The following is a 25,120-nucleotide window of genomic DNA, read 5'->3' on the forward strand; positions in this document are numbered from 1 at the left end:
AGGGTGGAACAATGCAGTTCACGCCGTTGGAAGGGCTCCGCGACCCCGCCGTCGTCATCGCCTTCTCCGGTTGGAACGACGCGGGCAACGCGGCCAGTGACCTGATGCGGCACCTCATCGAGGCGTACCCGGGCTCCGACGCCGGCATCATCGACGACGAGCGTTACTACGACTTCCAGCACACGCGCCCGCTGCTGCACCGGGCGGCGGACGGCCCCTGGGTGGAATGGCCGGCGGTGCGCATCCGCATCGTGCACCACCCGGAGAGAGACCTGGTGGTGATGCTGGGCCCTGAGCCCAACCTGCTGTGGCGGAGCTTCGCCACCGAACTGATCGGCAGGATCAAGCAGATCGAACCCGAGATCGTGCTGTTCCTCGGGGCCATGCTGAGCGACACCCCCCACTCGCGTCCGCTCCCGGTGGGGCTCTACACCTCGGATCCGGAGGTGGGCAGGCGGTTCAAGATGGAGAGCAGCGACTACACCGGACCCACCGGAATGATCGGGGTGGCGGGCCAGCTCATGATCCACGAACGCATCCCATCGGCCTCACTGTGGGTGTCGGTGCCGCACTACGTCTCCACTCCACCCAACCCGAAGGCGCAGGACGCGCTGCTCACCGAGCTGGAGGGGGTGCTCAAGATCTCCGTTGACCACAAGGACATCCCTGAGGAGGCCGAGCGGTGGTCCACCGCCGTGGATCAGCTGAGCCAGCAGGACCCGGACATTGCCGAGTACATCGAGCAGCTCGAGGAGGCACGGGACCAGGAGGAGGTCCAGGAGGCCACGGGCGACACGATCGCGGCCGAGTTGGAGAAGTTCCTCCGCCGTCAGATCGAGGATGACGACGGCGGATCCGCCTCAGGCGGTCAGTGACCGCAGGCTGCCAGGGCAGCCTCGCGCAGCTCGCGCACCATGGCGTCAGGGTCGGGCGCGCTGTAGACCGCGGAACCGGCGACGAAGGTGTCCGCTCCGGCCTCCGCGCATCTCCCGATCGTGTCGGCGCTGACGCCACCGTCGACCTGCAGCCAGATCGGCCGATCCCCGATGAGCTTGCGGGTCCGACGGATCTTGGGCAGCACCAGATCCAGGAACTTCTGCCCACCGAATCCCGGCTCCACCGTCATCAGAAGCACCATGTCCACCTCGCCGAGGATGTCGGCGTAGCCCTCGATGGGGGTCGCGGGCTTGAGCGCCATCGACGCGCGGGCGCCGAGCCTGCGCAGCTCACGGGCCAAACGGACGGGCGCTCCAGCTGCCTCGATGTGGAAGGTGACCGACTCGGCCCCCGCCTCCGCATACGCGGGGGCCCAGCGGTCCGGATCCTCGATCATGAGGTGGATGTCCAGCATCTGGCCGGTCACCTTGCGCAACGACTCCACCACAGGCAGGCCGAGGGTGAGGTTGGGCACGAAGTGGTTGTCCATGACGTCGACGTGGATCATGTCCGCGCCGGGGATCCGGCCGATCTCGGCGGCCAGGTTCGCGAAATCGGTGTTGAGGATGCTGGGCGTGATGCGCATGCCCGACAGCCTATCCGCCGGTCAGCCGCGCAGGAGCGCGAGGTACATCGCGTCGGTGCCGTGCCGGTGGGGCCACAGCTGCACGTCATCGCCGAGCGCGCAGTCGGGCACAACCGGCAGCGCGTCCGCCGCCCTGAGGCGCTTCACATGGGGCCGTTCCCGCAGCACGTCGTCGACCACCTCGACCGTCTCGGCGCGGTGCGGCGAACACGTCACATAGGCCACCACACCGCCGGGCACGACCGAGTCCAGCGCGTGCCGCAGGAGTGAGCGCTGGAGCTGCCCCAGCGCCGCCACGTCCGCGGGATCCCGCCTCCACCGCGACTCCGGGCGGCGCCGGAGCGCCCCCAATCCCGTGCAGGGGACGTCCACCATCACGCGGGCGAAGGAGCGCCCCCACGCGGGTGAGGTCCCGTCCGCCGCGATGGTGGCGTGACCGTCCGGGTAGGCGGCCAGCGACTGTCTCACCAGACGGGCCCGGTGTTCCTGCGATTCGCCGGCGAGGAGCCAGGTGCCGGCCTCACGGGCCAGGCCGGCCAGGAGCGCCGCCTTGCCGCCCGGGCCGGCGCACATGTCCAGCCACGGGCCGTCCGGTGCCTCCGTGCGCGCCAGGGCCCATGCCACGAGCTGGGAGCCCTCATCCTGCACGCCCGCCCGCCCCTCACGGACCGCCGGCTGATCCGCGGGCGCACCGGCGGCCACGGCCCCGAACGGGGAGAATGCCGTCGGCTGCGCATCCACCAGCTCCTCGCGGGCCGCGAGCCCGGGACGCACCACCAGGGTCGGCCGCGGGTTGACGTTGTTGGCCGCCAGAGCGTCCGCGAGCTCCTCGACTGGGAGAAGATCGGCGTAGGCCTCGACGATCCAGCGGGGGTGGTGCCCCCTCACCGCAAGTGCGCCGATCGTGTCCTCGCCGGCGGCCAGCTGGTGGGTCCACTCGTCCATGGTCCGGGCCGCGACCTTGCGCAGAATGGCGTTGACGACGCCGGTGACCCGCTGGCCGACGGTGTCGCGGGCAAGGTCCACGGTGGCGCCCACCGCGGCATGCCGTTTGACGCCCATGGTCAGCAGCTGATGCGCCCCCAGGCGCAGGATGTCCACCACGGCCGGCTGGAGCGACGACAGCTGCCGACCAGCGGCCGCCTCGATGATCCTGTCGTAGGTGCCCATGAGGCGGCACGTTCCGGCGACGAGCTCCGTCACCAGCCCGGAGTCGCGGGAGTTGAGGCCCGCGGTCGCGAGGCGCTTGGCCAGGGCGAGGTTGGCGTAGGCGCCCTCGCCCGTCACCTGACGCAGCACGTCGAAGGCGAGCCGACGGGGGGTCACGCGAGCACCGTCCCCGCCACGCCGCCACGGGCCCAGTCCGCGGCCGGCATACGCCGCTTCCCGGGGGCCTGCACCTCGAGCAGCTCCAGCGCGACTGTTCCGGTGCCCACGAACACCTGCCGCCGGGTGGCCGCGATCTCGCCCTGCCCGAGGGCAGGCGCATCGGCGGCGAGGGCCGCCCGGTAGATCTTGAATCGATCTCCCCCGAGCTCACACCAGGCCCCCGGATCGGGGGAGCATCCGAGGATGAGGCGTCGCAGCTCGTGCGCGGGCCGCGACCAATCGAGGCGCGCCTCGTCGACGGTGATCTTGGGGGCGATCGTCACCCCGTCGGTGAGCTGCGGCGTGGGCGCGAGCCCCGCCTGCACCAGGTCCATGGCGGTCACCAACTGGCGGGCTCCGGACTCGGCCAGGAGGTCCAGGACCTCCCCCGCCGTCGCGTCCGGCATCGGGATGGACTCCATGAGGTACACGTCCCCGGCGTCGAGGGCCCGGACGATCTTGAAGCACGCCGTGCCGATCTCCCGGTCACCGGCCATGATGGCCCGTTGCACGGGCGCCGCACCGCGCCACCGCGGCAGGAGGGAGAAGTGCAGGTTGACCCAGCCGTGGGCGGGAATGTCGAGGGCCGACTGGGGCAGCAGCGCCCCGTATGCCACCACCGCGCAGACGTCCGGGTCGATCTCCCGCAGCCGGTCCTGGAATCCGGGATCCCGGGGGTGATCCGGCTTGAGCACCTCGATCCCCAGCTCCTCCGCCCGGGAGGCCACGGGCGACGGGGTCAGCCTCCGCCCACGGCCCGCAGGGGCGTCGGGCCGGGTCACCACGGCCACCACCTCATGGTCCGATGCCACCAACGCCTCCAGTGAGGGGACCGCCACCTGCGGGGTCCCCGCGAACACGAGCCTCATCTGTCCTCCAATGCCTCGGGGTCGACGTGAATGCTGAGCGAGCCGCGCTCCTTGCGGGCCGAGCGGATGGCTGCGGCGCTCTTGACGCGGGAGGTGAGGTCCTTGGCGCGCTCGACGGGTACCCGCAGCAGCGCTGCCCACCTGTCCGGTCCCACCTCGGTGGGGCCGAGCACCTCGACACCCTCCCAGTCGTCATTGTCGAGGAAGTCACGCACGCCGTCCGGTTCGCCGACGATGCGGGCGAGCTTGACGGCCGGGCTCAGGCCGGCGTCGGCGCGATCCGCGAGTTCGCGTGACGCGAAGCCGGCCAGGTCTGCGCGGACCAGCGCCTGGACGGCCGGGTGGGGAGAGGGTCCCACGATGAGCACCGAGCCGCCCTCGCGCGGACCGCGCGCCAGCGCGGCCGCTGTGGCCCACCGCCTGACCGACTCCTCTGCGGCCCGGAGATCCGCGCGACCGAGCGAGACCTCCGCGTCCAGGATCAGCACGCCCGCGTACCCCATGGGTGCGATGGGCTCCGCGCCGGGGGTCGACACCACGATGGCGGGCTCGTCGGGGGCCCCGTCGCGGATCCGGTCCGCGGAGCTGTTGAGGGCCAGCACTCCGGGAAATGCCTTGGCCAGTTCCTCGGCCGTGCGTGCCGCGCCGGGCAACGGGGTGCGCAGCCCGCCGGTGTGGCAGTGGGGGCAGGACCAGCGCACGGGGGTGTGCCCGCACAGGGCACACTCCGGCACGCCGCGCTGACGCTCTCTCATCGGCCCCCCGCACTTGGGGCACACGGCCCGGTTGAGGCAGCGTGCGCAGCTCAATGCCCCCGAGAACCCGCTCATGGGGACCTGGACCAGCACGGGTCCCTGGGGGAGGTGGTCACGCAGGAATCTGAACGCCACCGACGGGATGCGCAGCTGGGCGGCGCTCGGGTCACGCTCGCGGTCCACCTCTCCGACGGCGCGCACCGGAGTGGAGACCAGCCGCGCCTGCGTCGGGGTCAGGGACAGGTCCCTCAGCCAGCCGCGCTCGACGAGGGCCTGCGCCTCGGTGCTGCGGCCGTGGCCGGCCAGGATCAGCGCTGCCCCCTGCCGCGCCGCACGGATGACCGCGACGGCCCTCGTGTGGGGGTGAGGTGCACGCAGCTCGGCATGGGCGTCGTGCCCGTCGTCGACGACGACCACGAGCCCGAGGTCCTGCAGCGGCGCGTAGACGGCGCTGCGCGTGCCCACGATGATGCGCGCCTCGCCCCGCGACGCGGCCAGGTAGGCGCGGTAGCGCGAGGACCGGCCGGCCTCGGCGGCGAGCACGCCCACCGCGCCATGGCCGAACGCGCCCTTGAGGCGGGCGGCCGTCACTGCGAGTTCACGCATGGTGGGGACGACGACGACGGACGAGCGGCCCGAACGCACCGTGGCGTCGACTGCCTCGATCACCCCCCCGATGAGGTCCCCCGGCCCGCCGAAGACCGCCGCGGCCTGCCAGAGGACCCGGGGCGCCTGGCCACCTGCCAGGGCGTCGAGCAGGGCCCGGCCCTCGGGGTACGCGGGCAGCACGGCGGCGGCGGCGGGCGGCCGGGGCTGGGGCCACTCCCTCTGCGGCGCCTTCTCTGTGGCCGCGTGGCGCGGCGGGATGGCGAGCCTGGCGACGTCCGACCACGTCCCCGCGTAGTGGTCCGCGACCGCCCGGATAAGGGCGTGGACGGCCGGGGTCACGATGGGCTCAGACGACACGACCTTGGCGATGCGGGCCAGGGACGCGACCTCGGACGCGGCGGCCAGTTCGATGAGCCACCCGTCCCGCATGGTCCCCGCGAACGGGACCTTGACGCGGGCCCCGGGCACCGCGGCCTCCGCCAGCGACTCGGGCACCTCGTAGTCGAACAACCGGTCCAGATGGGCCAGCGGCACGTCGACGGCGACCCGCGCCACCCGCGGGGACACGGGTCAGCCCTTGACGGCGGCGGCCAACGCCTCGGCCCGGTCCGTGCGCTCCCACGTGGCGTTGGGAAGCTCACGGCCGAAGTGGCCGTAGACCGTGAAGTCGCTGTAGATGGGGCGGAGGAGCTCGAGGTCCCGCACGATCGCGCCGGGGCGCAGGTCGAAGGTGGCCAGGACTGCGTCGCGGATCCGATCCTCCGGGACGGCGGCCGTGCCGAAGGTGTCCAGGTAGAAGCCGACGGGGTGGGCCGTGCCGATGGCGTAGGCCACCTGGACCTCGCACCGGTCCGCGAGCCCTGCGGCCACGACGTTCTTGGCCACCCACCGCATCGCGTACGCCGCAGACCGGTCCACCTTGGACGGGTCCTTGCCGGAGAACGCTCCGCCACCGTGGCGGGCCATGCCCCCGTACGTGTCGACGATGATCTTGCGGCCCGTCAGCCCGGCGTCACCCATGGGGCCGCCGATGACGAACTTGCCGGTGGGGTTGACCAGAACGCGGCGTGGCGCGTGGAACCCGTAGCGCTCGAGCACCGGCTCGATCACCTCGCGCTGGATCTCCGGCTGGATGCGGTCCAGGCCGACGTCGGCGCTGTGCTGCGACGACACCACCACGGTGTCGATGCCGACGGGCCGGCCGTCGTCGCCGTACTCGACGGTGACCTGCGTCTTGCCGTCGGGCCGCAGGTAGTCCAGGGCTCCGGTCTTGCGGACCTCGGTGAGGCGCTCCGCAAGGCGGTGCGCGAGGTCGATCGGCAGCGGCATGAGGGTGGGCGTCTCGGTGCATGCGAACCCGAACATCAGACCCTGATCGCCTGCGCCCTGATGGCTCAGCGCGTCGTCCTCACCGCCCGTACGGTGCTCATACGCGTCGTCGACGCCCTGGGCGATGTCAGGCGACTGCGCGCCGATGGCGACAGAGACACCACAGGAGGCACCGTCGAACCCCTTGCGCGACGAGTCATAGCCGATGTCGAGGATCCGCTGCCGGGCGAGCCCTGCGACATCGACGTAGCCGGTGGTCGACACCTCGCCGGCCATGACCACCAGACCGGTGGTGACGAGGGTCTCGACGGCGACCCTCGCGGCCGGATCCTGCTCGAGCAGCGCGTCGAGCACGGCGTCCGAGATGGAGTCCGCGATCTTGTCGGGGTGACCCTCGGTGACGGATTCGGAGGTGAACAGACGGCTCATGCGAGCACTCCTAGCGCGGCGACAAGCCGCATCGTGGGGTTGACATCGGCGGCAACAAGCCGCCCCCTCTTCAGCCCTGTCGGGCGCCCGTTCAGGAGGCCTGGTTGGGGTCCTGCGGCGTTTCGGCGAACGGGTCAACGAACGAGAACGCCGGGTCCGCCTCGGCGGTGCGCTCGGCGGCCTCCTGCTCGGGGTCGATCTGGGTGTACTGAAGCATGCCCTCGTTCATCTCGCGCAGCGCGATGGAGAGCGGCTTCTCCTCAGGGGCGGCGGCCACCATGGGGCCGACGTTCTCCAGAAGGCCTTCCCCGAGCTGCGAGTAGTAGGCGTTGATCTGCCGCGCGCGCTTGGCGGCGAACAGCACCAGGCGGTACTTGGAGTCGATGTTCTCCAGCAGGGAGTCGATCGGCGGGTACGTGATGCCTTCTGGCTGAGTGTTCAAGATGATCCTTCTCGAGAGTCCTGCCTGATCACAGGCCCATCAAGCTTACCAAAGCATCGACCGTTTCCTCGATCCGGCGATTCTCGACGACGAAATCCGCCTCGGCCTGCGCCTCGAGCTCCAGGCGGGCGGTGCTCAGCCGTCGTTCCTGGGCCGCCTCGTCCTCTGTCCCCCGGCCGCGGAGGCGCGCCACCAGCTCGTCCCAGGTGGGAGGGGCCAGGAAGACGATCCGGGCGGACGGGAGGTTCCGCTTGACCTGCCGGGCTCCCTGAAGATCGATCTCCAGCACGACCGGCCGGCCGGCTGCCACGGCCTCGACGACGGGCGTGCGTGGGGTGCCGTAGTAGTGGGTGCCGTGCACCACGGCCCACTCCAGCAGCTCCCCCTGCTCGATCATCCGCCGGAACTCGTCGACGTCGACGAAGTGGTAGCTGACGCCGTCGACCTCGCCGACACGCGGAGGCCTCGTGGTCAGCGACACCGAATAGAAGAGCTCGGGGTGCAGCTCGCGCAGCCGGGCGCACACGGTACCTTTGCCGACCGCGCTCGGGCCGGAGATCACCCAGACATCTACAGAGGCGCTCACCCGGCCGAGCTTAGGGGACCCGGGCGCTACTTGAACAACTCGTTGAGGCGGTCAACCTGGTGCCGGCCGAGGCCGCGGATGCGCCGGTTGGGGGCGATCTGCAGGTTCTCCATGATCTCCGAGGCCCGGGTGATGCCGACGCGCGGCATCGCGCGGAGGAGGTCGACCACCTTGATGCGCGACAGCGTGTCATCACCGACGGCCTTGTTCAGCGCATCGGTGAACGACACCGCACCGCTCTTCACCTGCTCCTTGAGTTCGGCCCTCGCACGCCGTGCCTGGGTGGCCGCCTCGCGGGCGGCTTCGAGCTGAGCACTGCTCAATTGAGGAATCGCCATCGGAAGTCCCCTTCGCGAAATATGTCCTAGACAACCCCAAGTGGGGCCCTGCGTGAAATGTACCGCGCCAGCCCCCTGCGCGGATCGAAATGGGCGACGAATCAGCCGAGGGCGGCGGTCGATGCCAGGAGGGAATCGAACCTTCCTGACAAGGCCGACCGGCCCGCACCGATCACTTCGCGGCTGGCCGTGGGCAGCACGTGGCGCAGGGCCGCCCCGAACGTGCCCCGCAGCCCTTCGATGGTGCCGCCCTGCGCGCCGATCCCGGGCACCAGGATGGAGGCATTGAAGGAGTCGAGCCGGCAGCCGAGGTCCGCATGGGTTCCCCCGACCACCAGCCCGACGGCGTGGTCGGCGGTCTCGTTGAGGGCGGCGACGGTGTCGACCACATGCTGGGCAACGCTGGCGTCCCCGCTCTGCGCGAGCTGGATGGGTGCGCCCTCCGGGTTGGACGTCCGGGCGAGCACGTAGAGGCCGTGTCCGCCGGCGACAGCGGCGTCGATCGCCGGCCGCAGGGCCCCGACCCCGAGGTATGGGCTGAGCGTGATGGCATCAGCCCTGGTGGGAGCCGCATCGCCGAGGAAGGCGGCGGCGTAGCCGGCCATCGAGGAGCCGATGTCCCCGCGCTTGACGTCCAGGATGCTCAAGGCTCCTGCGGAGCGGATGTCGGCCAGAACGCTCTCCAGCACGGCCACGCCGCGGGAACCGAACGCCTCGAAGAAGGCCGACTGGGGCTTGAACACCGCCACCCTCTCCCCCAGCGCCTCGACGATGCCCCGCGCGCAGCGCTCCAGTCCTGACAGGTCCTGGGAAAGGCCCCAGGCGTCGAGGACGCTGGGCATCGGGTCGATGCCCACACACAGGCGGCCGCGTTCCGCCGTCAGCGCCGCCAGGCGGGACGCGTAGTTCATCGTGGGTTCCTTCGCAGATCGTGGAGGCCGCGCACCAGCGCCGCACCCTCGTAGATGAAGCCTGTGTACAGCTGCACCAGCGTGGCCCCCGCGTCGAACATGCGGGCGCCGTCGCGGGGGCTCATGATGCCGCCCACGCCCATAACGGGGAGTTGGGTGGAGCGCGCGAGGTTCTCGACGAAGGCCAGGGCGGCCGCCGTCAGGGGGGCGCCGCTGAGGCCGCCCGCCTCCCGGGCCAGGTGCGCATCGGCGGGTGCGAGTCCGGTCCGGGCGAGGGTGGTGTTGGTCGCGATGACGCCCGTGATACCCGAGGCGTTGACCACAGCGATCGTCTCGGCCAGGTCCTGGCCCCGCAGATCCGGGGCCAGCTTCACCCACACCGGCACGGGGCGCCCGGGGTCGAGCCTTGCCGCCTCGTCGGTGAGCGCCCGGAGCAGCGCCGCGAGTTCGGTGGCGGCCTGGAGGCTGCGCAGGCCGGGGGTGTTGGGGCTCGACACGTTGACCGCCACGTAGTCCGCGAGCGGCGCGAGCAGGCGCAACGAGGTCAGGTAGTCCTCCACCGCCCGGTCCAGCTCCACCACCTTCGACTTACCGATGGAGATGCCCAGCGGGATCCCCAACGCACCGTTGCCGCGGGCCACGCCCTTCGCGCGCAGTGTCCCGGCCATGGCCTCGGCGCCGTGGTTGTTGAAGCCCATCCGGTTGACGATCCCGTGTGAGGCCACGGCGCGGAACACGCGCGGCTTCGGGTTGCCGGGTTGGGCGAGCGCGGTGACGGTGCCGAGCTCCGCGAACCCGAACCCGAACCACGGCCAGGCCTGGGCTGCCAACCCGTCCTTGTCCAGCCCCGCCGCGACCCCCACGCGGTTCGGGAACCGGACGCCACCTACCGTCACCGGGTCCACCACGGGCGGGCGCCCCCTGACGGGGGCGTGGGACAGCGCCCGGATCATGTCCTCGTGCACGCGCTCGGGGTCTCCACCGGCGTAGCGGAACAGGCCGGCCCGCAGCCCGTGGTAGCCGAGCCGCAGCCCCCGGGTGACCGGGGAGGTCACCGCGCGGCCCACTCCTGCAGCGAGCGCACCTCCACCTCGCCGCGCTGCAGCGCCTCGATCCCCTGCGTGGCGGCCGCGAGGCCGGGCACCGTGGTGACGACGGGGACGTCGGCCAGCACGGCCGCGGTCCGGATGAGGTAACCGTCCTCGCGCGTGCTGGCGCCCGACGAGGAGCCCTCGGGGGTGTTGAAGATCAGGTCGATGCCGCCCGAGATGATGAGGTCGACGATGCTCGGCTGCGTCTGGTCGGCGGTCATCTCCGAGAGCTTCAGTACCTCCTCCGCGGCCACGCCGTTGCGGCGCAGCACCGACGCGGTGCCCTTGGTGGCCAGCACCTGGAACCCGAGGTCCACGAGGCGCTTGATGGGCCAGATGGCGTGACGCTTGTCGCGGTCAGCGATGGAGACGAAGAGCTTGCCCGAGGTCGGCAGGGGGCCGCCGCCCGCGTCCTGCGACTTGGCGTACGCCGTGCCGAAGTTGTCCGACAGACCCATCACCTCGCCCGTCGAGCGCATCTCGGGGCCCAGCAGCGTGTCGACGAAGGCGCCCGTAGCCGTCCGGAAACGGTTGAACGGCATCACCGCCTCCTTCACCGCGATCGGCGCACCCGGCAGGGGGACCGAGCCGTCACCGTCGGCCCGGAGCATGCCGCCGGCACGGAGGTCGGCGATGCTGCGTCCGAGCATGATCAGCGCCGCGGCCTTGGCCAGCGCCGTGTTGGTGGCCTTCGACACGAACGGCACCGTGCGGGAGGCCCTGGGGTTGGCTTCCAGAACGTAGAGGGTGTCGGCGTGCAGCGCGAACTGGATGTTCAGCAGGCCACGGACCCCGACGCCGTCCGCGATGGCGCGGGTGTAGTGGCGGATCTGGTCGATCAGGGCGTCGCCCAGCGTGATCGGCGGAAGGGCGCACGCCGAGTCGCCGGAGTGGATGCCGGCTTCCTCGATGTGTTCCATGATCCCGCCCACGTACAGGTCCGTGCCGTCGTAGAGCGCGTCGACGTCGATCTCGACGGCGTCGTCCAGGAAGCGGTCCACCAGCACCGGCCGATCCTCGTCCACCTCCGTCGCCTGCGCGATGTAGGCCTCCAGCGCGTCGTCGGAATAGACGATCTGCATGCCGCGCCCGCCCAGCACGTAGCTGGGCCGCACCAGCACGGGGTAGCCGATCTCGCCGGCGATGGCCGTGGCCTCGTCGGCGGTGGTGGCCATGCCGTGCTTGGGCGCCGGTAGCCCGGCGCGGGCCAGCACCCGCCCGAACGCGCCGCGCTCCTCCGCGAGGTTGATCGCCTCAGGGGAGGTGCCGACGATGGGCACGCCGGCGTCCTTGAGGGCCTGGGCCAGCTTCAGCGGCGTCTGCCCGCCGAGCTGACAGATCACCCCGGCCACCGGGCCGGCCTTGAGCTCGGCGTGGTAGATCTCCAGCACGTCCTCGGCCGTGAGCGGCTCGAAGTAGAGCCGGTCCGAGGTGTCGTAGTCCGTGGAGACCGTCTCGGGGTTGCAGTTGACCATCACGGTCTCGTACCCGGCCTCGCGGAGCGCCATGGTGGCGTGCACGCACGAGTAGTCGAACTCGATCCCCTGGCCGATCCGGTTCGGGCCGGAGCCGAGGATGAGGACGGCCTCCTTGGTGCGCGGCGGCACCTCGGTCTCCTCGTCGTAGGACGAGTACATGTACGGGGTGGCGGCGGCGAACTCGGCGGCGCAGGTGTCGACCGACTTGTAGACGGGACGGATGCCGAGCGCCCACCGCACGCCACGCACCACATCGGTGCTGAGGTTGCGCAGGGAGGCGATCTGCGCATCGGACAGCCCGTGCCGCTTGGCGTGGCGCAGCAGCTCGGGGGTCAGGTCCGGTGCGTCCTCCACCTCGCGGGCGACCTCGAGGAGGAGCGACATCTGGTCGAGGAACCACGGGTCGATCTTCGTGGCCTGGAACGCCTGCTCCACCGTCGCGCCGGCGCGGAGCGCCTGCATGACGAGCTGGATGCGGCCGTCGTGGGGCTTCGAGGCGCGCGCGAGGAGGTCGTCGACGTCCTGGAGCGGCGCCGCGAAGTCGAACGGCGCCCGCGGATCCTCCAGCGACCGCAGCGCCTTCCCGAGGGCCTCGGTGAAGTTGCGGCCGATGCCCATCGCCTCCCCCACGGACTTCATGTGGGTGGTGAGGATGGGATCCGCCGCCGGGAACTTCTCGAACGCGAACCGCGGCACCTTGACGATGACGTAGTCCAGGCTGGGTTCGAAGCTGGCCGGGGTCTCCTGCGTGATGTCGTTGGGGATCTCGTCGAGGGTGTAGCCCACCGCCACCTTGGCCGCGATCTTCGCGATCGGGAAGCCCGTGGCCTTCGACGCGAGCGCCGAGGAGCGCGACACGCGGGGGTTCATCTCGATGACGATCAGCCGGCCGTCGTCGGGATTGACCGCGAACTGGATGTTGCAGCCGCCGGTGTCGACGCCCACCGCCCGGATGATGCCGATGCTGACATCGCGCATGCGCTGGTACTCGCGGTCCGTGAGCGTCATGGCTGGCGCCACGGTGATCGAGTCCCCGGTGTGCACGCCCATGGGGTCGAAGTTCTCGATGGAGCAGATGATCACGACGTTGTCGGCCTTGTCGCGCATGACCTCCAGTTCGTACTCCTTCCATCCGAGGATGGACTCCTCGATGAGGACCTCGGTGACAGGCGACGCGGACAGCCCGGCGCCGGCGATCTGGCGCAGCTCCGACTCGTCGTGGGCGAAGCCGGACCCGACGCCACCCATCGTGAAGCTGGGGCGCACGACGACGGGGTAGCCGAGGGCCTCCGCGGCGGCGAGCACCTCGTCGAGGGTGTGGCAGATCTGCGACCTGGCCACCTCAGGTGCGCCGCCCGCGATGTCGGTCATGGACACCACGATGTCCTTGAACTGCTCGCGGTCCTCGCCGCGCTGGATGGCCTCGACGGAGGCGCCGATCAGCTCGACGCCGTACCGCTCCAGCACGCCGTTGTCGTGCAGCGCGATGGCGGTGTTGAGGGCCGTCTGGCCGCCGAGGGTGGCGAGGACGGCGTCCGGGCGCTCCTTGGCGATGACCCGCTCGACGAACTCGGGCGTGATCGGCTCCACGTAGGTGGCGTCGGCGAAGTCCGGATCCGTCATGATCGTGGCGGGGTTGGAGTTGACCAGTATGACCCGGAAGCCCTCCTCGCGCAGCACCCGGCAGGCCTGGGTACCCGAGTAGTCGAACTCGCAGGCCTGGCCGATGACGATGGGGCCGGAGCCGATCACAAGGATCGAGGAGATGTCGGTGCGACGGGGCATCAGGCGTCCTTTGCGTTCATGACGTCGACGAAGCGGTCGAACAGGTAGTTGGCGTCGTGCGGACCGGCGGCGGCCTCGGGGTGGTACTGCACGGAGAACCCGGTCAGGCGGCCGTCCCGGCGCAGCTCCAGGCCCTCCACCACGTCGTCGTTGAGGCAGACGTGGCTGACCGTCACCGCCCCGAAGGGGGTCTCGACGGAGCCGTCGAGGGGGGCGTCGACGGCGAAGCCGTGGTTGTGCGCGGTGACCTCCACCTTGCCGGTGGTGCGGTCGATGACGGGCTGGTTGATACCGCGGTGGCCGAACTTCAGCTTGTAGGTGCCCAGGCCGAGCGCCCGGCCGAACAGTTGGTTGCCGAAGCAGATGCCGAAGTACGGGGTGCCGGCGTCGAGCACCTGCCGGAGCACCGCTACCGGGCCGTCGGCCGTGGCAGGATCTCCAGGGCCGTTGCTGAAGAAGACGCCGTCGGGGTTGAAGGCGCTGATCTGCTCGTAGGTGGCGTGCGCCGGGACGACGTGCACCTCGAGACCGCGCGCCGCGAGTTGGACGGGGGTCATCGACTTGATGCCGAGGTCCACCGCCACCACCGTGAACCGCTTCTCCCCCACGGCCGGGACCATGTAGGTCTCCGCCGTGGTGACGTCCGCGGTGAGGTCCTGGCCTGCCATCTGCGGCTGCTGGATCACCTTGGCCAGGAGCGCCTCGGGGTTGAGGGTCTGGGTGGAGATACCCACCCGCATGGCGCCGCGGTCGCGGATGTGGCGGGTGAGTGCCCGGGTGTCGATGCTGCTGATGCCCACCACGCCTTGAGCCGCGAGTTCGGAGTCCAGGCTGCGCCGTGAGCGCCAGTTGGACGGCCTGGGGGCTGGGTCACGCACGATGTAGCCGGACACCCAGATTCGGCCCGACTCGTCGTCCTCGTCGTTCCATCCGGTGTTGCCGATGTGCGGCGCGGTCGCGAGCACCACCTGTCCGCGGTAGCTGGGGTCGGTCAGGGTCTCCTGGTAGCCCGACATGCCGGTGGAGAACACCAGCTCGCCGAACGTCTCACCGGAGGCACCGAAGGACCGGCCACGAAATACGCGCCCATCCTCCAATACCAGAATCGCAGGAAGGGAACTCATGCGCACCTCGCTTGATCGTCAGTTCGTGGTCGGCTTGGCCGCCAGGGCCTTGGACAGCAGTCCGTTGAGGAAGGTCGGGGAATCGTCTGTCGAGAGATCTCCGGCGAGCCTGACGGCCTCCGAGATGACGGCCGGGGCCGGCACATCCGAGTAGTCGAGTTCGTACACGGCGATCCGGGCCAGATTACGGTCCACGGCGGGCATCCGCTCCAGTGGCCACGTGCTGGACGTCGACTCCGCGATGCGTTGGTCGATCTCCAGCTGGTGCTCGGCCACGCCCAGCACGATGCGGGTGGTGAGCTCACGCACCACGCCGCCGGCGAGTGAGCGCTGCTCGGCGAACGTCTCAGCCAGCGAGTCCCCCCGCAGTTCCGCCTGGTAGAGGATGTCCAGGGCGGCCTTGCGGGCCTTCGTCTGGGTCGAGTAGTGGGGCTTGGGTTCCATCTACGAGGAGACGCGGCCCTGGTAGGACCCGTCGCGGGTGTCGACCTTGATGCGCTCGCCGGTGGTGATGAACAGCGGCACCTGGATCTGCTTGCCGGTCTCCAGCGTGGCGGGCTTGGTGCCGCCGGTGGACCGGTCACCCTGCAGGCCGGGCTCGGTGTAGGTCACCTCGAGCTCGACGGCGGCGGGGAGCTCGATGAACAGTGGGTTACCCTCGTGCGTGGCGACGATGGCGGTCTGGTTCTCCAGCATGTAGTCCTTGGCGTCCCCGACGGTCTCGGCCGAGACGTGGAACTGCTCGAAGGACGTGTTGTCCATGAAGACGTAGTCGTCGCCGTCGAGGTACAGGTACTGCATCTCGCGGCGGTCGACGGTGGCGGTGTCGACCTTGGTGTCGGAGTTGAACGTGCGGTCGATGATCTTGCCGGTGAGCACGTGCTTGAGCTTCGAGCGGACCACGGTGTTGCCCTTGCCCGGCTTGTGGTGCTGGAACCACAACACCTGCCAGAGCTGACCGTCGAGGTCGAGCACCATTCCGTTCTTCAGATCATTGGTTGACGCCATGCAGGGTCTCCTCGTTCGCGGTGTCTCAGCGGCGCTGTCCGGCCAACGCGGCAGTCTACCCGACGCGGCCGGGGATCACCTACCCGCGGGCGATGCCCTCCACGATCCCGGCGACGGCGTCACGTGTGACCTCGGCGTATGTCCGGCCGTCCTCGGCCACGGCCCTGCGCCCGAAGTACGCCTGCGCCCCGTCGTGGTTCATGGGGCCGATCGTGAGCCGGGTCACGCGACCCTCGCGCACGGCCCTCCCCCACGACGACAGCGGGGCGGTGGGCCACCGGCCCGGAAACGCGACGGGGCCGATCAGGTGCACCCGGTCCGCGGTGCCGGTGAGGTGCCAGAGGTGATCGACCCGGTCCAGGCCGGGGTCGTCGCCGAAGACCCCGCCGATGGAGATCACCGAGATCGGCACGCCCGCGGCCGAGAGGAACCAGGCGGCCCCCATCGACATCTGGCCCCCGCCGGAGTACCCCACGAGGATGACCCGGCGTCTGCTGCCCGGCCGGTATCCGTGCCGCTGGAGCGAGCGCCAGATCTCCTGCGCGAGGCCGATGTTGTGGGCCGGGCCGTAGCGCGGATCCGCCGAGACGAGCACGTGCAGCACGTTGCGCGCGTTGATGAGCATGTGGAGGCCCTTCAGCCGCCGGTTGCGGCGGCCCTGGTCGAGCCAGGCCCAGAGCCGCTCCGTCGCGCGCTGCAGCAGGCCGCGGTTGTCGACGGCGTAGGGGAACACGTCGGAGATCACCCGGGTGCGCGGGAGGGCCTCCCTGAGGGTCTCCAGCCAGGCGGTCTCCCTGTCGAGCAGCCGGTTGCCGCCCACGTCACCCACGCCCGAGAGGTAGACCAGGTAGGTCTCCGCGTCGTCGGCGTCCGCCACCTCGCGGGTGGGCAGTTCGTCGAACGTGCGCCTGATCTCCACCTCGCCGCGGTCCGCCCACCATCGGGCCGACTCCAGCGGGGACAGCACGGCCAGGACCACCACCGTGATGAGCAGGATGCCCAGCGCCCACGTGATCACGGCCTCCTCACCGCCTGCGCCTCGACCGGCATGAGCGGCGTGCCGGCCAGGATGTCGCGTGCGGTCACCATGGTCGGCCGCCCGGTGGCCAGCGTCCAGAGCTTCGAGCCCAGCCAGGTGGCCGGCACCCGCAGGAGTCTGGAGACCATCTGCATGACCACCCACCCGGCGAGCGTGATGCCGAGCGCGGTGGCGGGCGTGACGCCGAACGCGGCGCTGACTCCGACGACCAGCACCAGGTACTGCCACGCCTCCAGCATCCGGCCGACGAACAGCCCGGCGTGCGGCATGGCCGTGACCACGCCGAACACCTGGGGTGCCAGCGACAGGAGCGCGATGGTCACCAACTCGAGCAGGGCGACGGGACGCCCCAGCACGATGCCGGCGACCGTCCAGGTGATGGCGGCCTGCAGGATCCTGAGGAAGGACAGCACCACGGCGTTGAGCAGCAGCGTGGACAGGAGGCGCAGGCCCCTGATCCGGTTGAGCGCGAGCACGGCGCCGTGCCCGAGCAACGTCGACAGCGAGGCGAGCGCGGCGACTCCGACGGCGTCCCAGGTGCCCACCGCCGACATGGCGGCCTTGTCGAGCGTGAGGGCCGCGAGCAGCGCGGCGAGGACGTCGGCCATGGCGGTCAGCCCAGGCCGATCAGCCGAGCTCGCGGTAGGCGGCCGCGAGCAGCTCGTCCGAGGGGCCCTCGATGATCTGCGGACTGCCCAGGGCCGAGAGACCGACCAGGCGCAGCCGTGACCCTCTGGCCTTCTTGTCGAGGCTCATCAACGTCCGCAGCTCCGGGAAGGCATCCGGCCGGTAGCGGAGCGGCAGGCTCAGACCGCCGAGCAGCTCGTCGTGCAGCGCGACGGAGGAGGCGGGCAGCCCGAGCGCGTCGCGGGAGACCCGGGCGATCCAGGCCATGCCCACGCTGATCGCGTCGCCGTGGCGCCAGGTGTACCCGGCGTGCGCCTCGATGGCGTGCCCCAGGGTGTGCCCGTAGTTGAGTGCCTCGCGCCCCACGCGGGACCCGGTGGAGGTGGCCTCGCGGAAGTCGACGGCGACCACCGCCGCCTTGACGGCGACCGCCCGCTCCACCAGCTCCGCGAAGCGCGCCCCTGTGGTGTCGGCGCTGTCGTCCAGATCCTCCTCGACGAGGCGCAGGATCTGCGCGTCGGCGATGAATCCGCACTTGACCACCTCGGCCAGCCCGGCCCGGACGTCACGCGGCGGGAGGGTGTCGAGGAGCGCCAGGTCGCACAGCACGGCGCGGGGCTCGTAGAAGGAGCCCACCAGGTTCTTGCCCGCGGCCAGGTTGATCCCGGTCTTGCCCCCCACTGCGGCGTCGACCATCGCCAGCACCGTGGTGGGGACGCTGACGTAGCCCACCCCGCGCAGCCATGTGGCCGCGACGAAGCCGGCCAGGTCCGTCGTGGTGCCGCCGCCGATGCCCACGACGAGATCGTTGCGGGTGAGCCCGGCCGCCGCCATGGCGTCCCAGCAGTGGGCGAGCACCTCGGGGGTCTTGGCCCGCTCGGCGTCCGGGACCTCGATCAGGGTGACGGGGACCCCCAGGCTCTCGGCGAGGCCGCGCGCGGTGGCCGCGACGGCCGGCCCGTGGATCACGGCGACCCGGCTGGCGTCGCGCACCAGGTCCGCGAGCCGGTCGACGGCGCCCCGCTCGATGTGGACGTCGTAGGGGCCCAGGGCGGACTCGACGCGGACGCTCATCCGGCCATCCTCTCGGCGGCGAGGGTGTCGGCGACGTCGGCGCATCCGCGGCCGTCGGTCTCCACCGTCTGCGTCGCCAGTGCCTCGTAGACGGGAGTGCGCTCGCGCAGCAGCTCGATGAGCCGCCCGCGGACGTTGCCGAGCAGCAAGGGCCGGACGGTGTTCATGCCCACGCGCCGCGTCGCCTGCCCGATGGAGACCTTGAGCCAGATCACCTCGTGCCCGGCGAGGGCCTCGCGGATGACGGGGTTCATCACCGCGCCGCCGCCGAGCGCCACCACGTCGTAGGTGTTGAGCAGTTCCAGGGTGGCGTCCTGCTCCAGGGCGCGGAAGTGGGCCTCGCCCTCGTCGGCGAAGATCTCCGCGACAGGCTTGCCCACCACCTCCTCGATCCGCTGATCCACGTCGACGAAGGTGCGCCCGAGCTTCTTCGCCAGGCGCCGCCCGACGGAGGACTTGCCGGCGCCGGGGGCCCCCATGAGGACGATGGTCATCGGCCGATCCTGAGTCCGCGGGCCTCCACGTCGGCCAGGTAGGCCGATGCGTTGCGGCTGGTCTCGGCCACCGAGTCTCCCCCGAACTTCTCGAGCACCACCTCCGCGAGGACGAGCGCGACCATGGCCTCGGCGACGACACCGGCCGCGGGCACCGCGCACACGTCGGAGCGCTGGTGGTGGGCGGCCGCCGCCTGGCCGGTGGCGGTGTCGATGGTGCGCAGGGCGCGGGGCACGGTGGCGATCGGCTTCATCGCGGCGCGGACGCGCAGCACCTCACCGGTGGACATGCCGCCCTCGGTGCCTCCCGAGTGATGGGTTGCGCGGTGGATGCCGCCGTCGCCGGGCAGGATCTCGTCGTGCGCGGCGGACCCGCGGCGCCGGGCGAGGTCGAACCCGTCGCCCAGCTCGACCCCCTTGATCGCCTGGATGCCCATGAGCGCGCCGGCCAGCCGTGCGTCGAGCCGCCGGTCCCCCTGACTGTGCGAGCCAAGGCCCGGGGGAAGGCCCCATGCGACCACCTCGACGACCCCGCCCAGCGTGTCGCCCTCGCGGTGGCAGGACTCCACCTCCGCCTGCATGGCGGCCGATGCCTCAGGGTCGAAGCAGCGCACGGGGTCCGCGTCGATGGCGTCGAGATCGGCGCGCGTGGGCAGGTCCCCGCGCGTGGCGCGCACGGGCCCGAGCTCGACGACGTGGCTGAGCACCTCGATGCCCAGCGCCTGGCTGAGGAACGCCTGGGCGACGGTGCCCAACGCCACCCTGGCCGCCGTCTCGCGGGCGGAGGCGCGCTCGAGGATGGGGCGCGCCTCGTCGAAGCCGTACTTCTGCATGCCGGCCAGGTCCGCGTGGCCCGGGCGGGGACGGGTGAGGGGCGCGTTGCGGGCGAGCGCCGCCAGCACGTCCTCGTCGACCTCTCCCGGGGCCATCACCTGCTGCCACTTCGGCCACTCGGTGTTGCCCACCATGATGGCGATGGGCGAGCCGAGGGTCTCCCCGTGCCGGAAGCCGCCCAGGAGGGTGACCTCGTCCGCCTCGAACTTCATCCGCGCGCCGCGGCCCGCCCCCAGCCGACGGCGGGCGAGGTTGGCCGAGATCTCCTCGACGCCCACCCGCACGTGGGCGGGGATGCCCTCCATGGTCGCGATGAGCGCTTGGCCGTGGGACTCCCCGGCGGTCAGGTAACGAAGCATGGGCGCCATTGTGTCAGAGACCCGCGCGGCGCCTCAGTTCCTGCTCAGCTGCCGACCGGCACGCGTCGAACGTGACGCCCGCACCGGTCAGGAGGAAGAACTGGTCAACGGCCTGGCCGGCGAGGAGGTCCAGGCCGTTGAGGGACGCGCGGCCGGCGGCAGCGGCGGCCTCCCCCAGCGGGGTGGGCCACGGGTCGTAGACGGCGTCGAACACCACCCGGGCGGCGCCCGCGAGAGCCGTCGCGTGCGGGGCGGTGGCGGCGGCGGGGATGGTGTTGGCCACCAGATCCACCTCGTCGACGCCGTCCGCGAGGCCCCGCACCTCCGCGCGCACCCCGAGGACCTTGGCGAGGTCCATGATCGCGGCGGCACGCTCGGGCCGGCGGGCGAGCACCGTCACATCAGTCACCCCCAGGCCGGCGAGGGCCAGGAGTATCGAGCGTGCGGTTGCGCCGTTGCCGAGGATCGCCGCGGTGCGCGGTGCGGCCAGGCCGTGCGCCCGCCAGGCACGCACGAAGCCCGGGACGTCGGTGTTGAAGACGCGCGCGCCGTCTGCGCCGAACACGAGGGTGTTGCCGGCGCCGAGGAGGCGGGTGGGCTCGTCGGCCTCTCCGAAGGCCAGCACGGCCTCCTTGTGGGGGGCGGTGACGCTCAGCCCGGCCCACGCGGGGTCGTCGACGCGTTCCGCGACGAAGCCCTCCAGCTCCGCCGGGGCGACGGTGTAGGCCTCGTAGGCCCAGTCCAGACCGTTGGCGGCGTAGCCGGCGCGGTGGATGGCCGGGGACAGCGAATGCCCGGCCGGGTCCCCGACGACGCCCGAGCGCCTCAGCATCGGCCGGTGTTGGCCTGGCACCACGCCTGGAAGAGCGCCACGTTGGCGTTGTGCTCCTCCAGCGTGTCGGCGAACCGGGTCTCGCCCGAGTCGAGGTCGACGGTGACGAAGTACAGCGCCGCGATGTCGGCCGGCGACAGCGCCGCCTCCAACGCCGTCTTGCCGGGGTTGCTGATCGGGCCCGGCGGGACGCCCTTGTAGAGATAGGTGTTGTACGGGGAATCCACCAGGCGGTCCTCGGCCGTGGTGGTCACCCCGCCGGATTTGCCGACCGCGAAGTGGACCGTGGAGTCCATCTGCAGCAGCATGTCCTGCTCGAGGCGGTTGTAGATCACCGCCGCGACCTTCGGCTGGTCGTCGGGGTTGCTGACCTCGCTGGCGATGATCGAGGCGATGGTCACCACGTCGAGGGGGGCCACCGACATCTCCGCCGCACGCCCCTCCAACGAGATCTCCTCGGCGACGACGCCGAACTGCTTGATCTGGGTGGCGAAGATGCTCGACGCCTTGGGCGGCTCCGCGACGGCATAGGTCGAGGGGAAGAGGAAGCCCTCCAGCTTCCCTCCCGCGTACGCGGGCAGCGCGAAGATGCTGGTGTCGGCGGCACCGGCCGCCACGTCGGCGGCGGGGATCTCCAGCTTGGCGGTGATGATCGCGGCCTGCTCGGCCGCCGTCGTGCCCTCCGGGAAGGTGACCAGGAGGCGCTCCTGGTTGCTCGGATCGAGCAGCATGGCGAACGCGGTCTCGGCCGGGAGCTGCTTCTTCAGGTTGAACCGACCGGCCTGAAGCTTGTCCGACTCGCCGCTGCGCTGGGCCACCTGCCGGAAGGTGCGGGTGGACTTCACCACCTCCGCCTCGACGAGCAGGTCCCCGATCTGAGTGATGGTCGCCCCACTGGGGATGACCACCTGGACAGGATCGGTGCCCTCGCCGAGATAGTCGTCCTCGGTGCGCCAGGCGATGTAGGCCTCGTTGACCTTGGAGTAGACGAACCAGCCGCCCCCCACCAGGACGGCCAGCGAGAGCAGCACCGCGAACGCGCTGCGCCCGTAGTAGCCCACCTTGCGCCAGTCGAGCTTGCTGTCGTTGTCGATCAGCCCAGGGCTCACGGTTCCTCCTTCGGTGCGGGTTCCCCGGCCGGTGATCCGTCGCGGCTCTCCGCGTCGATGGCGCGCTGCAGGATCTCGACGGCCGCGGCCTGATCGATCACACTGCGCTGCTGCCTGGCCCGGCGGCCCGCGCTGCCCAGACTACGTGATGCCGACGCGGTACTCATCCGCTCGTCGACCAGGCGCACGGGGACGGGCGCCACCGCCGCCGCGAGCGCGGCGGCCCGCTCCAGGACGAACGCGGCGGCCTGCGCCCGTTCGCCGGCGAGCGTGAGCGGCAGCCCCACGTAGATCAGCTCAGGTGCGTACTCGTCGATCAGCGCGGCGAGGCGGGTCAGCTCGTCGCGACCCGCGTGCACGGTCTCGACGGGGAAGGCGAAGCTGGTGCGCCGGTTGCTGGCCGCGACCCCGATCCGGGCCTTTCCCCAGTCGATGCCGATCCTGGCGCCGTCAGGCACGCGTCTCCAGCGCCCGACGGACCGCGGCGAGGGCCGAAGGCGCGCCTGACGGGTCCGTGCCGCCGCCCTGCGCGAGGTCGTCCTTGCCTCCGCCCTTGCCGCCCAGCTCGGCGCAGGCGAGCCCGATGAGCTGCCCCGCGCGGAGCGCGAGGCCACGTGCGGCGTTGTTGGTGGCGACGATGGCGCTGGGCTTCTCGCCCCCGCCGACGAGCGCGACCACCGCCGCGGCAGAGCCGAGCCGCTCCCGCAGGTCAAGCGCGAGCGTGCGCAGGTCCGCGCCGGCCACACCGGGCACCTCGAGGCCCAGGAAGTTCACACCGGCGACGTCCTCCGCCTTCGCGGCCATGGCCGCAGCGGAGGCCAGGAGCCGTTCCGCGTTGAGCGCCGCGATCTGCTTCTCGGCCTCCTTGAGCTGGGCCACGAGCCGCTCGACGCGGCCCACGAGCTGGTCCGGCTGCACCCGCAGGGTGTCGGTCAGCTCCGAGACCAGCGCCCGCTCCGCCGCGAACCTGGCGAACGCGTCGTGCGCCACGAGCGCCTCCACGCGGCGCACCCCGGAGCCGATGGACGCCTCGGTGAGCAGGTTGAGCATCCCGATCTGCGCGGTGGTGGCGACGTGGGTGCCGCCGCACAGCTCGCGCGACCAGGGGCCGGCCAACTCCACCATCCGCACCACCGGCGGGTACTTCTCGCCGAACATCGCCATCGCGCCGAGCGCCTTGGCCCGCTCCAGCGGCATCTGCTGCGCCGTCACCTCGAAGTTGTCCGCAATGGCCTGGTTGGCGCGGGCCTCCACCTCGGCCTTCAGCTGCCCGGACAGCGCCTGGGGCGACGCGAAGTCGAAGCGCATGTAGCCCGGCTTGTTGTAGGACCCGGCCTGGGTGGCCGTGGGACCGACGAGCTCGCGCAGCGCCGCGTGGACGATGTGGGTGGCGGTGTGGGCCTGGCTGGCGCCGTGGCGGGCCGCCGCGTCCACGCGGGCGTCTGCCGACGCGCCCAGGGCAAGCTCGCCGAAGACCTCCACCCGGTGCACGGTGAGCCCAGGGACCGGCTTCTGCACGTCCAGCACTTCGAGGGTGAAGCCCTCGCCGACGATGATGCCCCGGTCCGAGTCCTGGCCTCCGGCCTCGGCGTAGAAGGGCGTCTCCTCGAGCACGATCTCCACGGTGCTGCCGTCGAGCGCACGATCCGCCGTGACGCCGCCGGCGATGATGCCGCGGATCCGGGTGGACACGTCGAGATCCGTGTAGCCGAGGAAGGGCACCTCCCCGCTGTCGCGGAGCTCGCGGTAGGCCTCCATCGACGCGGCGGCGCCCTTCTTGGCCTTCGCGTCGGCCCGGGCGCGCTCCTTCTGCTCCTTCATGAGCTCGTCGAACTTGGCCCGGTCCACGGTGAGGCCCTGCTCGGCCGCCATCTCCATGGTCAGGTCGATCGGGAACCCGTAGGTGTCGTGCAGCTGGAAGGCCTGCGCCCCGGCCAGCGTCGGCGCCTCGTGGCTCTTCGCCTCGCCGACGGCCATGTCGAACATCACGGTGCCGGCCTGCAGGGTGCGGCGGAAGGACTCCTCCTCCGCGCCGGCCGCCTGTGACACGCGCGCCCAGTTGTCGTCGATCTCGGGGTAGGACACGCGCATGAGGTCCCTGGACACGGGGAGGAGCTCGCCGAGCACCGGGTCCCCCACGCCCAGGAGGCGCATCGAGCGGATGACGCGCCGCAGCAGGCGGCGCAGCACGTAGCCGCGGGCCTCGTTGCCGGGCGTGACGCCGTCGGTCATGAGCATCAGCGACGAGCGCACGTGGTCCGCGACCACGCGGAACCGCACGTCGTCCACCGGATCGGCGCCGTAGCGCCGGCCGGACAGCTCCGAGGCCTTCGCGATGACGGGGAACACCTCGTCGATCTCGTACATGTTGGCCACGCCCTGCTTGAGCAGGGCGACACGCTCCAGGCCGGAACCGGTGTCGATGTTCTGGCTGGGAAGGGGCCGCAGGACGTCGAAGTCGTCCTTGGCGCGGACGGCGGACAGCTCCTCCTGCTGGAACACCAGGTTCCAGATCTCGAGGAACCGGTCCTCGTCCGCCTCGGGGCCGCCGTCGGCGCCGAAGGCCGGGCCACGGTCGATGTAGATCTCAGAGCAGGGCCCGCCGGGGCCGGGGACCCCCATGTGCCAGTAGTTGTCCTTCAGCCCACGCTCCTGGATCCGGTCTCGCGGGATGCCGGCCTTCTGCCACAGGTCGATGGTCTCCTGGTCCCCGTGGAGCGCGGTGACCCACACCTTGTCCCCGTCGAAGCCCCAGCCGCCGTCCGCCTCGGACCCGGTGACCAGGTCCCAGGCGTAGGTGATGGCGCCCTCCTTGAAGTAGTCACCGAACGCGAAGTTGCCGAGCATCTGGAAGAACGTGCCGTGGCGGGTGGTCTTGCCCACCTCGTCGATGTCCAGTGTGCGGACGCACTTCTGCGAGGAGACCGCCCGCTTGAACGGGGCGGGCTCGTCGCCGAGGAAGTACGGCTTGAAAGGCACCATGCCGGCGTTGACGAACAGCAGCGTGGGGTCGTTGTACAGCAGTGAGGCGCTGGGCACGACGGTGTGGTCGTTCGCGGCGAAGAAGTCGACGAATCGGCTCCGGATCTCGGAGGTCTTCATGAGTTG

Annotated in this window: 24 protein-coding genes; 1 reads left to right on the forward strand and 23 read right to left on the reverse strand. The window is 71.2% G+C overall.

Annotation, left to right across the window (positions count from 1 at the left end):
• Positions 1–11 precede the first annotated feature (11 nt).
• Positions 12–875, forward strand: a complete 864-nt coding sequence (locus tag ACZK5D_RS05395) for a proteasome assembly chaperone family protein (RefSeq protein WP_463664556.1) — start codon at positions 12–14, stop codon at positions 873–875.
• Here ACZK5D_RS05395 and rpe read toward each other — a convergent pair.
• The 23 genes from rpe to alaS form a co-directional block, all read right to left on the reverse strand.
• Positions 869–1,522 carry a ribulose-phosphate 3-epimerase gene (gene rpe, locus ACZK5D_RS05400; protein ID WP_463664557.1) on the reverse strand — a complete coding sequence of 218 codons (654 nt, stop codon included), beginning with the start codon at positions 1,520–1,522 and terminating at the stop codon, positions 869–871. The two genes, ACZK5D_RS05395 and rpe, sit on opposite strands and share 7 nt — an antisense overlap.
• 21 nt (positions 1,523–1,543) lie before the next feature.
• Positions 1,544–2,884: an RsmB/NOP family class I SAM-dependent RNA methyltransferase gene (locus ACZK5D_RS05405; protein WP_463664786.1), complete on the reverse strand. Its 1,341-nt coding sequence runs from the start codon at positions 2,882–2,884 to the stop codon at positions 1,544–1,546.
• Complete coding sequence (gene fmt / locus ACZK5D_RS05410; protein ID WP_463664558.1) at positions 2,845–3,759, reverse strand: methionyl-tRNA formyltransferase; 915 nt, start codon at positions 3,757–3,759, stop codon at positions 2,845–2,847. The genes ACZK5D_RS05405 and fmt overlap by 40 nt, the downstream gene beginning before the upstream one ends.
• Positions 3,756–5,690, reverse strand: a complete 1,935-nt coding sequence (locus ACZK5D_RS05415) for a primosomal protein N' family DNA-binding protein (RefSeq protein ID WP_463664559.1) — start codon at positions 5,688–5,690, stop codon at positions 3,756–3,758. Before ACZK5D_RS05415 ends, fmt begins: the two co-directional genes overlap by 4 nt.
• A gap of 3 nt (positions 5,691–5,693) precedes the next feature.
• Positions 5,694–6,881 carry a methionine adenosyltransferase gene (gene metK, locus ACZK5D_RS05420; protein WP_463664560.1) on the reverse strand — a complete coding sequence of 396 codons (1,188 nt, stop codon included), beginning with the start codon at positions 6,879–6,881 and terminating at the stop codon, positions 5,694–5,696.
• A gap of 91 nt (positions 6,882–6,972) precedes the next feature.
• Complete coding sequence (gene rpoZ, locus ACZK5D_RS05425) at positions 6,973–7,326, reverse strand: DNA-directed RNA polymerase subunit omega (RefSeq protein WP_463664787.1); 354 nt, start codon at positions 7,324–7,326, stop codon at positions 6,973–6,975.
• Positions 7,327–7,351: 25 nt separating this feature from the next.
• Complete coding sequence (gene gmk, locus ACZK5D_RS05430; protein WP_463664561.1) at positions 7,352–7,909, reverse strand: guanylate kinase; 558 nt, start codon at positions 7,907–7,909, stop codon at positions 7,352–7,354.
• Positions 7,910–7,935: 26 nt separating this feature from the next.
• The gene (mihF, locus tag ACZK5D_RS05435; protein WP_458993948.1) at positions 7,936–8,247 is read right to left on the reverse strand and encodes an integration host factor, actinobacterial type; all 312 of its coding nucleotides are present in this window, start codon (positions 8,245–8,247) and stop codon (positions 7,936–7,938) included.
• Positions 8,248–8,348: 101 nt separating this feature from the next.
• Positions 8,349–9,158: an orotidine-5'-phosphate decarboxylase gene (gene pyrF, locus ACZK5D_RS05440; protein WP_463664562.1), complete on the reverse strand. Its 810-nt coding sequence runs from the start codon at positions 9,156–9,158 to the stop codon at positions 8,349–8,351.
• Complete coding sequence (locus tag ACZK5D_RS05445) at positions 9,155–10,213, reverse strand: quinone-dependent dihydroorotate dehydrogenase (RefSeq protein WP_463664563.1); 1,059 nt, start codon at positions 10,211–10,213, stop codon at positions 9,155–9,157. Before ACZK5D_RS05445 ends, pyrF begins: the two co-directional genes overlap by 4 nt.
• Positions 10,210–13,512, reverse strand: coding sequence for a carbamoyl-phosphate synthase large subunit (carB, locus tag ACZK5D_RS05450; RefSeq protein ID WP_463664564.1), 3,303 nt, complete (start codon positions 13,510–13,512; stop codon positions 10,210–10,212). The genes ACZK5D_RS05445 and carB overlap by 4 nt, the downstream gene beginning before the upstream one ends.
• A complete protein-coding gene (gene carA, locus ACZK5D_RS05455) occupies positions 13,512–14,636 on the reverse strand; it encodes a glutamine-hydrolyzing carbamoyl-phosphate synthase small subunit (RefSeq protein ID WP_463664565.1) in 1,125 nt (374 codons plus the stop codon). The genes carB and carA overlap by 1 nt, the downstream gene beginning before the upstream one ends.
• Positions 14,637–14,654: 18 nt before the next feature.
• Complete coding sequence (gene nusB, locus ACZK5D_RS05460; protein WP_463664566.1) at positions 14,655–15,080, reverse strand: transcription antitermination factor NusB; 426 nt, start codon at positions 15,078–15,080, stop codon at positions 14,655–14,657.
• Positions 15,081–15,644 (reverse strand): elongation factor P, encoded by a 564-nt coding sequence (gene efp, locus ACZK5D_RS05465; RefSeq protein ID WP_458993942.1) that lies wholly within the window; start codon positions 15,642–15,644, stop codon positions 15,081–15,083.
• A gap of 79 nt (positions 15,645–15,723) precedes the next feature.
• Positions 15,724–16,662, reverse strand: coding sequence for a hypothetical protein (locus ACZK5D_RS05470; protein ID WP_463664567.1), 939 nt, complete (start codon positions 16,660–16,662; stop codon positions 15,724–15,726).
• Positions 16,659–17,291 (reverse strand): hypothetical protein, encoded by a 633-nt coding sequence (locus tag ACZK5D_RS05475; protein ID WP_463664568.1) that lies wholly within the window; start codon positions 17,289–17,291, stop codon positions 16,659–16,661. Before ACZK5D_RS05475 ends, ACZK5D_RS05470 begins: the two co-directional genes overlap by 4 nt.
• Before the next feature lie 19 nt (positions 17,292–17,310).
• Positions 17,311–18,384, reverse strand: coding sequence for a 3-dehydroquinate synthase (gene aroB, locus ACZK5D_RS05480; protein ID WP_463664569.1), 1,074 nt, complete (start codon positions 18,382–18,384; stop codon positions 17,311–17,313).
• Positions 18,381–18,878 (reverse strand): shikimate kinase, encoded by a 498-nt coding sequence (locus tag ACZK5D_RS05485; RefSeq protein ID WP_458993938.1) that lies wholly within the window; start codon positions 18,876–18,878, stop codon positions 18,381–18,383. The genes aroB and ACZK5D_RS05485 overlap by 4 nt, the downstream gene beginning before the upstream one ends.
• A complete protein-coding gene (gene aroC / locus ACZK5D_RS05490; protein ID WP_463664570.1) occupies positions 18,875–20,071 on the reverse strand; it encodes a chorismate synthase in 1,197 nt (398 codons plus the stop codon). Before aroC ends, ACZK5D_RS05485 begins: the two co-directional genes overlap by 4 nt.
• A gap of 13 nt (positions 20,072–20,084) precedes the next feature.
• Positions 20,085–20,903 (reverse strand): shikimate dehydrogenase family protein, encoded by an 819-nt coding sequence (locus tag ACZK5D_RS05495; protein WP_463664571.1) that lies wholly within the window; start codon positions 20,901–20,903, stop codon positions 20,085–20,087.
• A complete protein-coding gene (gene mltG / locus ACZK5D_RS05500) occupies positions 20,897–22,012 on the reverse strand; it encodes an endolytic transglycosylase MltG (protein WP_458993935.1) in 1,116 nt (371 codons plus the stop codon). The genes ACZK5D_RS05495 and mltG overlap by 7 nt, the downstream gene beginning before the upstream one ends.
• Complete coding sequence (gene ruvX / locus ACZK5D_RS05505) at positions 22,009–22,470, reverse strand: Holliday junction resolvase RuvX (protein ID WP_463664572.1); 462 nt, start codon at positions 22,468–22,470, stop codon at positions 22,009–22,011. Before ruvX ends, mltG begins: the two co-directional genes overlap by 4 nt.
• Positions 22,463–25,114, reverse strand: a complete 2,652-nt coding sequence (gene alaS / locus ACZK5D_RS05510) for an alanine--tRNA ligase (RefSeq protein WP_463664573.1) — start codon at positions 25,112–25,114, stop codon at positions 22,463–22,465. Before alaS ends, ruvX begins: the two co-directional genes overlap by 8 nt.
• Positions 25,115–25,120: the final 6 nt, after the last annotated feature.

This window comes from Tessaracoccus yangjingae (assembly GCF_055326235.1).

Bases quoted from the DNA above. Each gene is read 5' to 3' on its own strand.
- metK (WP_463664560.1), bottom strand. From the start codon at position 6,881: ATGAGCCGTCTGTTCACCTCCGAATCCGTCACCGAGGGTCACCCCGAC.
- pyrF (WP_463664562.1), bottom strand. From the start codon at position 9,158: ATGAACTACGCGTCCCGCCTGGCGGCGCTGACGGCGGAACGCGGCCGC.
- mihF (WP_458993948.1), bottom strand. From the start codon at position 8,247: ATGGCGATTCCTCAATTGAGCAGTGCTCAGCTCGAAGCCGCCCGCGAG.
- ACZK5D_RS05475 (WP_463664568.1), bottom strand. From the start codon at position 17,291: ATGGCCGACGTCCTCGCCGCGCTGCTCGCGGCCCTCACGCTCGACAAG.
- ACZK5D_RS05495 (WP_463664571.1), bottom strand. From the start codon at position 20,903: ATGCTGAGGCGCTCGGGCGTCGTCGGGGACCCGGCCGGGCATTCGCTG.
- rpe (WP_463664557.1), bottom strand. From the start codon at position 1,522: ATGCGCATCACGCCCAGCATCCTCAACACCGATTTCGCGAACCTGGCC.
- ACZK5D_RS05485 (WP_458993938.1), bottom strand. From the start codon at position 18,878: ATGACCATCGTCCTCATGGGGGCCCCCGGCGCCGGCAAGTCCTCCGTC.
- alaS (WP_463664573.1), bottom strand. From the start codon at position 25,114: ATGAAGACCTCCGAGATCCGGAGCCGATTCGTCGACTTCTTCGCCGCG.
- carA (WP_463664565.1), bottom strand. From the start codon at position 14,636: ATGAGTTCCCTTCCTGCGATTCTGGTATTGGAGGATGGGCGCGTATTT.
- aroC (WP_463664570.1), bottom strand. From the start codon at position 20,071: ATGCTTCGTTACCTGACCGCCGGGGAGTCCCACGGCCAAGCGCTCATC.
- efp (WP_458993942.1), bottom strand. From the start codon at position 15,644: ATGGCGTCAACCAATGATCTGAAGAACGGAATGGTGCTCGACCTCGAC.
- fmt (WP_463664558.1), bottom strand. From the start codon at position 3,759: ATGAGGCTCGTGTTCGCGGGGACCCCGCAGGTGGCGGTCCCCTCACTG.
- aroB (WP_463664569.1), bottom strand. From the start codon at position 18,384: ATGAGCGTCCGCGTCGAGTCCGCCCTGGGCCCCTACGACGTCCACATC.
- carB (WP_463664564.1), bottom strand. From the start codon at position 13,512: ATGCCCCGTCGCACCGACATCTCCTCGATCCTTGTGATCGGCTCCGGC.
- nusB (WP_463664566.1), bottom strand. From the start codon at position 15,080: ATGGAACCCAAGCCCCACTACTCGACCCAGACGAAGGCCCGCAAGGCC.
- ACZK5D_RS05395 (WP_463664556.1), top strand. From the start codon at position 12: ATGCAGTTCACGCCGTTGGAAGGGCTCCGCGACCCCGCCGTCGTCATC.